Source organism: Nocardia sp. NPDC050408 (assembly GCF_044458905.1).
Lineage (GTDB): Bacteria > Actinomycetota > Actinomycetes > Mycobacteriales > Mycobacteriaceae > Nocardia.
Genome location: NZ_JBITIL010000002.1, coordinates 547,629 through 559,642, shown reverse-complemented (window position 1 = coordinate 559,642; position 12,014 = coordinate 547,629). Strand labels below are relative to the sequence as shown.

Genomic DNA, 12,014 nt, shown 5'->3' with positions numbered 1-12,014 from the left:
GTGCGGGACACCATGTTCGAGAAGATTCTTATCGCCAATCGCGGCGAGATCGCGCTGCGAGTCGCGCGCACCTGCCGGGAGCTCGGAGTGCGCACCGTAGCGGTACATTCGGTCGCCGACGCGGAGTCGGCCGTCGTGCAGTTTGCCGACGAATCGGTGCAGATCGGGCCGGCCGCGGCCAAACGCAGCTATCTCAATGCGGCCGCCGTACTCGCCGCGGCCGAGACAACCGGCGCCGATGCGATCCACCCCGGCTACGGATTCCTTTCGGAGTCACCGGATTTCGCGGATGCCTGCCGCGCGGCGGGTGTCATCCTGATCGGTCCGCCCGCCGATGTGATGGCCCAACTCGGCGACAAGCAGTCGGCACGCACCCTGATGGCCAAGGCGGGGCTACCGCTGCTGCCAGGCAGTCTGGATCCGCTCGAACCCGAGGATGCGCACGCGCTGGCCGACTCGATCGGGTACCCGGTGATCATCAAGGCCGCCGCGGGTGGCGGCGGGCGCGGGATGCAGGTGGTACGCGACAGTGCGGCGTTCCCGCGTGCCTATCAGGAGACGCGGGCGACCGCGCGAATGTTGTTCGGGGACAGTCGAGTCTATCTGGAGAAGTACCTCGAGGGCGCCCGGCACGTCGAGATCCAGGTGTTGTGCGATGGCTACGGCAACGGTGTGTACCTCGGTGAGCGCGACTGCTCGGTGCAGCGCAGGCACCAGAAGCTCATCGAGGAGTCGCCCGCGCCGCGGCTGCCGGAGGGGCTCGCGGCGCGGATGGGCAAATCCGCGGTGGACGGGGTGCTGGAAGCCGGGTACGTCGGCGCCGGAACCGTGGAATTTCTGGTGGATCGGCAGGGGAATTATTATTTTATGGAGGTGAACTGCCGAATCCAGGTCGAACATCCGGTGACCGAAATGGTTACCGGTATCGATTTGGTCGCCGAGCAGATCCATATCGCGGCAGGGCAATCGCTCAGCATCGCGCAGCGCGATATTTTCCTGCGCGGTGCTGCAATTGAATGCCGCATCAATGCCGAGGACCCGGCTGCCGAATTCGCACCGGCACCCGGAGTTGTGGCCGAATTCACACCGCCTGGTGGTCCGTTTGTCCGTGTCGATACGCATGTGCACGCCGGATATTCGATCCCACCGCACTATGATTCGCTACTTGCCAAACTGATCGTATGGGCGCCGGACCGGGACCAGGCGCTCGCGCGCATGCGGCGAGCCCTGGCCGAATTCCGGATTTCGGGTGCGCGCGTCGAGACGACCCGGGATTTTCTGCGGGAAGTACTCGACAACCCGGCCATGCGGTCGGCGACGCATTCGACCGCGCTGGTGGACGAGTTATTGCGGGCGGATTAGGCGGGTTCTGCTCGAGCCGCGCGGAATTCGGGGGAGTACCAGCCGATAAGGTATCCCGCGTGACGGCTGTTGAGCATGGCACTGACCGATACATCGGAGGCGGCGAGGATATCCTGATGCAATTTCTGCAGCTTTTGGCAGGGGTCGAGGCCGAGTTCGTGCTGCATCGACCTGCTGAACTGCTGGTAGGACTCCAGCGCGCGGACGCGCTGGCCCGCACGACTCAGTGCGAACATGTAATACGCCTGCAGCCGCTCGTGCAGTGGGTGCTGCATGGTGAGTCGGGCCAGGTCAGGGCAGACTTCGCGATATCGACCGAGCCGCAGCTCGGCCTCGACGCGCAGCTCGATATTGGTCAGCCGGAGGTGATCCAGATGCGAGATCTCCGCGGCGAGCGGGATACCGCCCTCCACATCGACCAGCGCCGGACCACTCCACAGCGCCTCCGCGGCGGTGAACAGATCTACCGCGCGATAGTCGTCGCCTGCCTTGGCGGCGCAGCGCGCGGCCTCGGACATGCTCTGATAGTCGCGCAAATCGAAGACGCAGTCCTTGACGTCGAACGAATACCCCTTACTGCGTGTCCGGAGAAATCGTTCGGCCACTTCGGCTTGCCCGATGCCGAGCTGCTCGGCCATCTTCTTTCGAATTCCCAGTACATAGGTCTGCACGACGGTGACGGCGCTGCGTGGTGGATCGTCGTTCCACAACTCTTCGACCAGCGTTGTTACCGGAACTACGGTGTCGTGTCTGACGAGTAGTAAGGCGAGCAGTTGGCGTTGTTTCTGTGCTGTCGGCGTTGCGTTGTGATTATTGAGAGCAAGCGTCAATGGACCTAACACGCGAGCGCACACTGAATACTTCACCTGGAGTTCTCCTACGAGCGTTGCCCCCCGACCGATGTGAGTTCTCGAAATCCCACCTCGCTGTAGGCAGTATCAACACTATCCAAAATTCAGTATCAAGTCGATTAATCTTGAGTTATATCGGAGTTAACTCGGCTCGTAGTGTGCGCTAATTGTCCTTCCTGCCAAGGAGATTCGCACATCGGGCTAATTCGCGGGACGAGGCTCGCTCGGGTTGCGCGAAGCCGGCGATTCGCTTCCGAATGGACAGCGGATTGTTCGCGCTCGGAGCTGTCCGGGCCGGGGTCTCTCGGCTGCTAGTCGTATGCGCTCAAACTTGCAGTTTCTGAAAAATTGCAGTTTGTGCTACTTTGTCGGACATGTCCAAGGACGAGCGCCCGATCGGGTTGCGGGAGCAGAAGAAACGCCAGACCGAGCTCGATCTCTGTCTTGCCGCGCGACGGCTTGCGGTCGAGCGCGGACTGGACGCGACGACCGTCGAGGACATCGCCAGAGCGGTCGGGGTCTCGCCCCGCACGTTCTTCAACTACTACGAGACGAAAATGGATGCGGTAGTCGGGCCGGTCGGCGAGATCGGTACGCCGGAGTTGCGCGAGCAGTTCATCGCGGGTGGCCCGAGCGGTGTGCTGATGGACGACCTCACTTGGTTGTTCATGCACGGCTTCGAATCCGAAAGCGAGATGCGCGAGGGCATCACGCTGGTTACCGAGATCGTCAAGACCGAGCCGCGGGTGCTCGCGGCCTTCGTCGCCTCGGGCGCTCGCTTGCAGAGCGTGTTCGTAGATCTGCTGTCGGCTCGGCTCGGCAGTGCGGTCTCGCCCGAATTCGCCGGTCTGGCAGCGGGATTCGTGACGAACATCACCACGCGGGCTGCGATGACGACGGTCGGAGATCCGAACGTGTCGCTGGCGGCGGCAGTAAGCGAACACTGTGCGATGGCCGCGCAGCTGTTCGAACAGCATGACGGCAAGAAAGAGAGACGCAAGAGATGACTATCACTGCCGAATCGCCACCGGCGCCGATTGTCCTGACACAGAAGCGGATCTGGCTCATCTTCGGCGCGCTGATCGCGGGGATGTTCCTGGCCAGCCTGGACCAGACCATCGTCGGCACCGCGATGCCGACCATCGTCGGCGATCTGGGCGGCATCTCCCATATGGCTTGGACCGCAACGTCATATCTACTCGCGACCACCATCATGATGCCGATCTACGGCAAATTCGGCGATCTGTTCGGGCGGCGCTGGCCGTTCCTGTTCGCCATCACGATCTTCACAGTGGCCTCCATCGGCGCCGCCGCGTCGACGAGTTTCTGGGAGTTCATCACCTTCCGCGGCCTGCAGGGCGTCGGCGGTGGTGGTCTGATGATTCTGGCGCAGGCCATCATCGCCGATGTGGTGCCCGCCAAGGATCGTGGCAAATATATGGCCCCGATGGGCGCGGTCTTCGGCATCACCTCGGTCGCGGGGCCGCTGCTCGGCGGCTTCTTCGCCGACCATCTCGGCTGGCGCTGGTGCTTCTGGATCAATGTGCCGATCGGAATTGCCGCACTGTTCATCGCCTTCCGCTACTTGAGCATCCCCAGCCACCGGCCCAAGACCCGGCCCGACTATCTCGGTGTGGTGTTGATGTCGGCCGCTACCACGCTGCTTATCCTGATCACCGATTGGGGCGGCAAGCAATATGCTTGGGGCTCAACGGTTATGGTCACCATGATCGCGGCGTTCGTCGTGGTGGTCGCTGCCTTCGTGCTGGTGGAGGCGCGCGCTGAGGAGCCGATGCTGCCGCTGTGGTTGTTCCGCAACCGCACCTTCGTGCTGACCTCCGCGATCGGCTTCGTGGTCGGTCTGGTGATGTTCGCTGCCCTCGCCTTCATCCCGACCTATCTCCAAATGGCAACGGGCGCTTCGGCTTCGGTCTCGGGTCTGCTGCTGATTCCGATGATGGTCGGTCTGATGATCGCGTTGATCGCCTCGATGACGATGATCACCAAAACCGGCCGCTACAAACTCTATCCGCCCCTCGGCGCGGTCCTGATGTTCGCGGACATGCTCTGGTTGACCCGCCTGGGCGCGGACACTCCGATGTGGGTCGTCTCCGCCATGCTGTTCGTCATGGGTGCGGGCCTCGGTCTGATCATGCAGATCATCGTGCTAGTCGTCCAGAATGCCGTGGCCCCCGACCAAATCGGCACCGCCACCAGCGCCAACAACTACTTCCGTGAAATGGGCGGCGCACTGGGCGTGGCGATTTTCGGCTCCATCTTCACCAACCGTTTGACCGAGGGCCTCACCGATGTCTTCGTCTCGCACGGCCCCGAAGCCGCTGCCGCGAAGCTGGATCCGGGCGCCCTGGTGCCCTCGGTGGTCAAGCATCTACCGGACGGGCTACACGACGCCATCGTCGGCGCCTACGTGGACGCGTTGGTCCCCGGCTTCTGGTACCTGATCCCGGGCGCGGTAATCGCCTTCGTGCTCGCCCTGTTCATTCCCCATATGAAACTCGCGGATGAGGCTGGCATGGTCGCTCGCGGCGAGGCGGTCATGGCCGAAGACGGGGACCGGTAGCTCGTCGGCGAACACTGAGGCAGGCGGGGATATGCGAAGGGTCCGGGCGGATTCCGCCCGGACGCTTTCGCATACGCAAATCCGGTATCAGCGAACGACTTCGACCACGTCACCGGGGTTGAGATAGCGGTAGGTCGCTTCGGCGCCCTCTGGGGTCATGCGGATGCAGCCGTGCGACTGTTCCTCGATGGGCCCGATATGGGTGGCGATATCGCCGTTGAAGAAGACCGCCCACTTCATCGGAGCGTTGTGCATGGTGCTCCAGAAGTCTTCCCGCTTGAAGGCGACCTTGAAGACGCCGGGCGGCGTCTCATATCCGGGCCGACCGTGCGAGATCGGAGTCGGACCGTAGGTGACCTTGCCGTTGTCCATCAGCCAGGCCTCGTTCGTCGACAGCCGCATGCACATACGCGCGGTCTCGCCACACGGTGCGTGAACGGGAGCCGGCGGAATCGGTGGGATGATCGCCGGTGTACCGATATCCGGACCACCGGGCCACAACGGTTCGGCCTGGGCCGTTCCGGCTAGCAGCAGCCCTGCGGAAACGGCACCGATGAGCGCCGCGGATCTGACCGACAACTTTCGAAAACGTCTGCTGTTCTTCACGCTTCTGACCCCTCCAACCGTGCCGGCACCCTGGGCGTGGATCGCCAGGGTGGTGATGGGACCAACTTCGTCGCGACAAGCATAGAACCGGCACGAGGTGAAAGTGATCATTTTCGTTTTCGACCTCGGTGTCTGTGGAACCGGAGCGGCGTCGCATAAGCGATGGATCCGGCGGCATAGACTCCAGCGGAACGAAAGGATCCGCGCGCGCTTTGCCTGGGTCCCAAGTACGCTCGGAGTGTCGAAATGTGACGCGACAGATTGGTTTCCGTATTAAGGGGGAACAGTGGACGCGCTGAAGCTCGACCCGGCGGCGATGGCCGCCTACACCACGATCGCGAATACGGTGTCGCAACAGCTGGCCTCGGCGTCGGCGGTCGCGGGTGGCGCGGTGAATCCCGATCGGCTCGTCGCCGATCTCGGTCAGGTCGGCGCCGGATTCGTGGCCCGGTTCACCGAGAAGGTGAACGAACACGTGCAGGCGCTCTCGACCGCAGGGCAATTGGTCGCCGCCTACGGGCAGGTGCTGCATGATTACAGCGCGGACATGCAGGGTATCGATGTCGATTCCGCGGGCGCTCTCGCCCGGCAAGGAGAGGCGCTGCCATGAGAAGACTGCTTCGACGGCGGCCCGTGAACAACGCCTCCGATACCCCCGCAAGCACACCTGTCGATCCGAATGTGGATCCGCCGATCGTGGCGGCGCTGGTCGAGCCGATGCTGCAATTGCGCGCCTCGCTCGGCAGCGGCGTCGCGACTCCGGACCCGTCCGTGGTCAACGCGCTGTCCGCCGCGTCCACGCAGGCCGCCGACACCGAGGGCCCGCACCGTGCGGGCCTGCACGCCCTCGAATCGACCTGGACCTCCCGCGCCGCCGACGATGCCGTTCCGGCATTGCGCACTACCCAAACGCAGATCGGTGACATCACCGACCGCGGACCCGAGTATCTGTCGGTGCTCGGCGACGCCCATGCCACCAGCGCCCGGGCCGCACAGAAGGTCGACCAGATCATCGCGGCCTTCCGCCGCGACGCCAAGCAGATCTTGAGTACCGCGAGCGCGTCCTCGGATACCGATGCGGTGATCGCGCGGGCGACCCAGGCGTTGCGCGATGCGGTCACCGCGGTGAGCACGGCGCAGTCGGAAATGGACGGCCACACCGCGCGGCTGGATGCGATGGGACCGCTCACGGTCACCACACCGCAGGGTGTCGGCAGCACTACCCAGCAGACGGTCGTGCCGGGTACCACGAACGGCACGACCACCGCGGGCGTGACGACAACGACGCCACTGGATCCGGTGCAGGCGGCCCAACTCCAGTTGCAGCAGTATCTGATCAATGCGGGCGTTTCGGTCGGCACCGCCGCCATCGACGCCGGGGTCAATATCGGCACCCACCTCATCGACAAGATCGCCGAGGTCGGCACGCATGCCATGGATACCGTGGCCGCGTCCGCTGACAAGGCCATCGATAAGGCGATTCCCGAACTAATCCATCCTGGCAGCACCACGAATTCGCCCACCGGCGGTGACAGCGCGAGCAAGCCAACCAATGTCATCGACTTCGGTGGTGGATCGGGGCAGTCGTCCAAGCCCGCGCCGAATATCGGAACCAACTCGGTGATCCCGCCGAGCCTGGACGGCCCGACCGCGACCAAGCCCGCGCCCGCTCCCGCGCCGCAGGCACCGGCCGCGACCGCGGACACCCCGCCGTCGCGCCCGTCCGGGCCGGAACCGACGAATCAGCCCGGCACCACCGGTGGTCTGGCGATGCCGCCGTCGTCGCAGTCCGATGAGGATCGCCGACCGCGCGACGGTCAACTCGGCGTCACCGTGCCGACCGTCTTGGCGACCGTCCCGCCTGCGGTGATCGGCGAATTCGACGATGACGAGCTCTGATTCCGGCTCTTCGAGCCAGAACCAGGGCAATCCGTTCGACATCGGGCTGCCCATGGTCCGGCCCGCCGCTGCGACCCCGAAGCGGCGCCGCCGCCCGAACGCACGCCGCGGTTCGGGCCAGCGCCGGACACCGCTGGCCGATGCGCTCGATCCGCCCGAGCGGCCGCGCCGCCCCCGCCCGGCCGGGGATTGGCAGGAGTGGCTCGAACCTCGACACCCAGCGGCGGCGCCACCGGAGGCGGATCGCAGTCGGCCTCGGACGCGTGCGGTAGAAGCCGAGGCCGAGCTACCGGCCGAGACCAGTTCCGTTGTGCCCACGATCATCGATCGGTCCGGTGGCAATCCCGGTCCGGCACTGCGGCATCCGCCGCGCCGTCGCGATACCCAGCCGACCGGTGGCGGGAACCGAGTCGTCGTGGTGCTGATCGTGCTCGGTGTGGTTTTGGCGGTCGTCTCGGTGCTGATGTTCGTCTTCGGCGGTTCGGGCGAACACAAGCGACCGGCCGCAGCGACGACCCAGGTGGCCGCCCAGGGCGGCACGGCTGGGCGTGCCCAGGCAACTACGGCACCGAGCGACCAACCGTCGGCGATCGCCACCCCGGGCTGCGAACAACGGCGCACCGGTGATGTCATCTCCGGCACCGATCCCGGCGGCACCAGCGATGGGCCATCGGCGATCCTCGCATTCGAACGTGCCTACTATGTGCAGCGTTCCGGATTCGCCGCGCGCGGCGTAGTCGCCAACGACGCGAATGTGCCTGCCGCCGACCAGATCCAGCGCGGGATCAACCAGATACCGAGCGGCACCCTCTACTGCGTGCAGATCACTCGCGCGGGCAGCGATGCGGGGGAGGCGCATTGGGAGGTCCAGCTGACCCAGCAGCGGCCGGGTGAGCAGCCGCAGACCTTCACGCAGATCATCACGACGCGAACGGCGGGCAATCGCACGCTGATCACCGCGATCGACGCGGCGTGACCGATCCTCCAGGCGTCACCTATCCGCATGACCGCGCGCTGAAGGCCATCGATGTCCGTTGATGCGCGGCATCAGAGGATGCGCGTCATCAATTGACCAACCATGCGCCGAAGGCCGATAACACTCGCCGGGGGTGCGGCGTCAGAGGATGCGCGTCATGAAGACGCTGTGCGGATCCTCGACGTAGTCGGCAAAGGGGGCGCAGATCTCGAAGCCGTGGCGGGCGTAGAGCCGCTGCGCGGGGGCAAAGTAGTCGCAGGCTCCGGTCTCCAGGCTGAGGCGCTGGTAGTCGCGTGCGCGGGCCTCGGCGATCAGGTGGTTGAGCAGGGCCGAGGCGATGCCGCGGCCGGTGCGATCGGTGGCGGTGCGCATCGACTTGATCTCGCCATGGGTAACGTCGAGTTGTTTGAGTGCGCCGCAACCAGCTAGTTCGTCGTCCTCCCAGGCGCTCCAGAAGGTGACGTTCGGTCCACGGAGCGCGTCCAGATCCAGGGCGTGCACGCTGTCTTCGGGCGAGTTGTCGTACATCTCGGCCAGATGCTGGGTGAGCAGGGCAGCGACCTCGGGACCGGACAGATCATCGAGGACGATCCGCAGCGCGGTGGCTGGTGCGGTCGGGCTCGGAAGATGTTCGCCGATATCGCTGGACATTCGTCCATCATGGATCGTGGCTGCTGGGCACTGCTGTCTGGGTCGGTACTCGACGAACCCGCCGATGACGCTTTACTGTGAGGGCACTCGCCCTCACCTAGGTGGACAACGATGCCGTTATTCGAGAAGTTCGCACCGCGCACGGATAGTGCGCTGATCGAGCCGTCTGCCGCAACCGCCGGTCGAGCAGAGCGCGCCGTCCTGACCGTCAGCGCGTCCAGCCCAATGGGCTGTACCGCCGCAGTGACCGAATCGGCTGCGGCCGAAGGGATTCGGGTCGACGAGCGATTATGCGAGATTGGCGTCAGGATCGAATCATGAAGTTTGCGAACAAGGTCGGGGCGCTGGCCACGGCTGCGGCGCGTCGGGCCGCCGATGAGACCTATTACGCCGCCCTGACCGTGCGTGCCGGACTCGCGACCCCTGAACGCCCGGATCGACTCGCCCTCATGGGTGCCGCGGTGCTGCGCTCCGGACTGCTCGGCGGGCTGACAACCGTTGCCGCCCTGCGCTATCGCGACCGCACCGCCATCCTCGATGAACTCGGCCGCGTCAGCTTCCGGGAACTCGATGAGCGCAGCACCGCGCTCGCGAATGCCTGGCGGGCGCGCGGACTGCGCGACGGCGAGGGTGTGGCGATCCTGGCGCGCAACCACCGCGGCTTCCATTACGCGGTCTTCGCCGCCGCGAAATGCGGTGCGCGAATCATCCTGCTCAATACCGATTTCGCGGCACCGCAACTGCGCGAGGTGGTGACCCGCGAGGGCGCCGATCTGCTGATCTTCGACGACGAATACGCAAGTATGCTCGGTGACTTCACACCGCGCCGTGGCCGCTACCGTGCCTGGGCCGATAAACCGGGCGTCGACACCATCGACAATCTCATCGCGGGCGCGGCGCGCACACCACCGCGCAAGCCGCGTACCCCCGCCCGCATCATCCTGCTTACCAGCGGGACCACCGGCACCCCGAAAGGTGCGCCACGCGGCAGCGAGCCGACCTCACTCGCACCGCTGGGCGCCATTCTCGGCAAGGTGCCCTTCCGCGCCCGTGAAATCACCGAATGCCCTGCGCCGCTGTTCCATACGCTCGGCTTCGCGCACGCCGTCCTCGCCATCGGCTTCGGATCCACGCTGGTGATCCGGCGGCGCTTCGATGCCCAGGCGGTGCTGGACAGTCTGGACCGGCACGGGGCGACGGCCATGATCGCGGTGCCGGCAATGCTGCGACGTCTCGTCGATGCCGGACCGAAAGCCTTTGCCGGACGTGATCTTTCGCGGTTGCGGATTATCTTCGTCGCGGGCTCGCAGCTCGGTGCGGACCTGTGCATCCGAGTGACCGAGGCATTCGGGCCGGTGGTGTACAACGTGTACGGGTCCACCGAGGTGGCCTACGCGACCATTGCCACGCCAGCTGATCTGGCGGTCGAGCCGGGCTGTGTCGGCTCTCCGGTGCCCAGCACCACGGTGAAGATCTTCGACGACAACGACCGGGAGGTAACCCCCGGCACTACCGGACGCATCTTCGTCGGCAACAACTACCAATTCGAGGGCTACACCGGCGGTGGTGACAAGGCGCGCATCGGACGGTTGATGTCCACCGGCGATGTCGGCCATTTCGACAGTGCCGGCAGACTTTTCATCGACGGACGCGATGACGACATGATCGTCTCCGGCGGTGAGAATGTCTTTCCGGGCGAGGTGGAGGAATTGCTCGCCGCGCATCCGGCAGTGGCGGAGGTCAGCGCATTCGGGGTGCAGGACGATCGTTACGGTCAGCGCCTGCGTGTGGTAGTGGTTGTCCGCGAAGGGCATTCGCTCACTGCAGATGAGGTGCGCGAGCACGTGAAGACGCATCTCGCCCGCTTCAAGGTCCCGCGCGATGTGCTGTTCGTCGACGAACTCCCGCGCAACCCCACCGGAAAGGTGCTCAAACGGGTCCTGCGAGAGCTCCCGGCCTGACGATTCACGTGCTGCCGAGCATCCGCCGCTTCGCCCGCGCCGCCACCGATCGCCTCCGTCCCACAGTCGCCTGCTGACCCCGGATTCGATGGCCGCTAAGCCATTTCAGCGTGGGCGATCGAGATCAGGTGGAGCTGGTGGTGAGGGCTTCTCGTGTTCGCCGCCATGGATTCCAGGTGATCACCGCCTCCATCGAGTGCCTTTTGGATTACCGACTGTTGGTCGGGCTCGTCCCGTTGTGGGAGTGTGCGCCTGAGAAAGGGTGCGGCTGTGGGGTGTTGGTGGGGAAAGGGCGGCGGATGGGACGTCAGGGTGCGAGCATGGAGGGGAGAAATTGGGTCGGGAGGTGGATGTGGTGGAGTTCGCGCAGGAGTATGCCGCCTTGCGGTGGTCGGTGGTGGTGGCGTTTCTTTTCGCGGCCACGGTGGTGCTCGGGCGGCTGACGGCACGGGATGGCGTCGGTAGGGCCGAACCTGTTCGCCTCGAAGCAGATTTGCCCGGCGCGGCGGCATGTCACGAGTCCGATGCAGCCCATCTGATCATGTGCATGGTCATGCTTGCGATGCTGGTCTTTCCGATGACAGCGGATCCGGTCGTGCTGCGCGGTGTGCTGATCGCGCTCATCATCGTATTCGCGGCCTTGTTGGTAGATCGAATTGTGCAGTGGCGCAATATGACTCGCGCGCTGCCCGATGATCGAATCATCGCCATCGGATATCACATCGCCGTCGCGGCCGCTATGCTGTACTCGATCGCGGGACACGATGGGGGCATGCACGTCAACGGGCCATCCCCTGGACCAGCGCTGACACTGGCCGCGCTGTTCACCGCCGATGCGCTCGCCCTGATCGTCGCGGCGACTACCGGTCGTTGCCAGCGCTGGCTCGGCCACCCGATCGGCATCCGAACCGACTCGCAGCAGTCGGCTTCTTTCATCGGCCGTGCACTGACAACGGCACTTGTACCCCACATCGTCATGGACCTGGGAACGGCCTACATGCTCGTCGCCGCGGTCTCCGGATAAACCCCGGCGTCTTTGTCCGATCAGGCCGGGATAGATCGCCCCACCCGCAGTCCGAAGAGCTCGCGCGGTGTCCCAGTCGATGCCCGGTCGGCAGCCCGAATCT

The 12,014-nt window shown here is 65.0% G+C and carries 11 protein-coding genes; 8 read left to right on the top strand and 3 right to left on the bottom strand.

Going from position 1 to position 12,014, the window contains the following annotated elements; genetic code table 11:
- Window positions 1-12 precede the first annotated feature (12 nt).
- The gene (gene accC, locus ACIBJI_RS07415; RefSeq protein WP_397083383.1) at window positions 13-1,362 is read left to right on the top strand and encodes an acetyl-CoA carboxylase biotin carboxylase subunit; all 1,350 of its coding nucleotides are present in this window, start codon (window positions 13-15) and stop codon (window positions 1,360-1,362) included.
- Here the strand turns inward: accC and ACIBJI_RS07410 are convergent.
- Window positions 1,359-2,228: an AfsR/SARP family transcriptional regulator gene (locus tag ACIBJI_RS07410; RefSeq protein ID WP_364351866.1), complete on the bottom strand. Its 870-nt coding sequence runs from the start codon at window positions 2,226-2,228 to the stop codon at window positions 1,359-1,361. The two genes, accC and ACIBJI_RS07410, sit on opposite strands and share 4 nt — an antisense overlap.
- A 359-nt stretch (window positions 2,229-2,587) precedes the next feature.
- Between ACIBJI_RS07410 and ACIBJI_RS07405 the strand changes: the two genes are divergently transcribed.
- Together ACIBJI_RS07405 and ACIBJI_RS07400 are read left to right on the top strand one after the other, a co-directional pair.
- On the top strand, window positions 2,588-3,220 hold the full coding sequence (locus ACIBJI_RS07405; protein ID WP_396958845.1) for a TetR/AcrR family transcriptional regulator: 633 nt from the start codon (window positions 2,588-2,590) through the stop codon (window positions 3,218-3,220).
- Entirely contained in the window at window positions 3,217-4,794 is a 1,578-nt protein-coding gene (locus ACIBJI_RS07400; protein WP_397083380.1) for an MDR family MFS transporter, read from the top strand. Before ACIBJI_RS07405 ends, ACIBJI_RS07400 begins: the two co-directional genes overlap by 4 nt.
- A gap of 87 nt (window positions 4,795-4,881) precedes the next feature.
- On the opposite strand, the gene ACIBJI_RS07395 is transcribed toward ACIBJI_RS07400, so the two are convergent.
- Window positions 4,882-5,373: a L,D-transpeptidase gene (locus tag ACIBJI_RS07395; protein WP_364351875.1), complete on the bottom strand. Its 492-nt coding sequence runs from the start codon at window positions 5,371-5,373 to the stop codon at window positions 4,882-4,884.
- 313 nt (window positions 5,374-5,686) lie between these two features.
- Between ACIBJI_RS07395 and ACIBJI_RS07390 the strand changes: the two genes are divergently transcribed.
- The 3 genes from ACIBJI_RS07390 to ACIBJI_RS07380 are packed head-to-tail and all read left to right on the top strand — an operon-like array spanning window position 5,687 to window position 8,275.
- Entirely contained in the window at window positions 5,687-6,010 is a 324-nt protein-coding gene (locus ACIBJI_RS07390) for a hypothetical protein (protein WP_397083378.1), read from the top strand.
- Complete coding sequence (locus ACIBJI_RS07385; protein ID WP_397083376.1) at window positions 6,007-7,299, top strand: hypothetical protein; 1,293 nt, start codon at window positions 6,007-6,009, stop codon at window positions 7,297-7,299. Before ACIBJI_RS07390 ends, ACIBJI_RS07385 begins: the two co-directional genes overlap by 4 nt.
- Complete coding sequence (locus ACIBJI_RS07380) at window positions 7,286-8,275, top strand: hypothetical protein (protein WP_397083374.1); 990 nt, start codon at window positions 7,286-7,288, stop codon at window positions 8,273-8,275. Before ACIBJI_RS07385 ends, ACIBJI_RS07380 begins: the two co-directional genes overlap by 14 nt.
- A gap of 141 nt (window positions 8,276-8,416) precedes the next feature.
- Here the strand turns inward: ACIBJI_RS07380 and ACIBJI_RS07375 are convergent, their stop codons facing one another.
- Window positions 8,417-8,926 (bottom strand): GNAT family N-acetyltransferase, encoded by a 510-nt coding sequence (locus ACIBJI_RS07375; RefSeq protein ID WP_364351887.1) that lies wholly within the window; start codon window positions 8,924-8,926, stop codon window positions 8,417-8,419.
- Window positions 8,927-9,243: 317 nt separating this feature from the next.
- Here ACIBJI_RS07375 and ACIBJI_RS07370 point away from each other — a divergent pair, with 317 nt between their 5' ends.
- Together ACIBJI_RS07370 and ACIBJI_RS07365 are read left to right on the top strand one after the other, a co-directional pair.
- Window positions 9,244-10,887, top strand: a complete 1,644-nt coding sequence (locus ACIBJI_RS07370; RefSeq protein WP_364351890.1) for an acyl-CoA synthetase — start codon at window positions 9,244-9,246, stop codon at window positions 10,885-10,887.
- Window positions 10,888-11,221: 334 nt separating this feature from the next.
- On the top strand, window positions 11,222-11,911 hold the full coding sequence (locus ACIBJI_RS07365; protein WP_364351893.1) for a DUF5134 domain-containing protein: 690 nt from the start codon (window positions 11,222-11,224) through the stop codon (window positions 11,909-11,911).
- The last annotated feature ends 103 nt before the right edge of the window (window positions 11,912-12,014 follow it).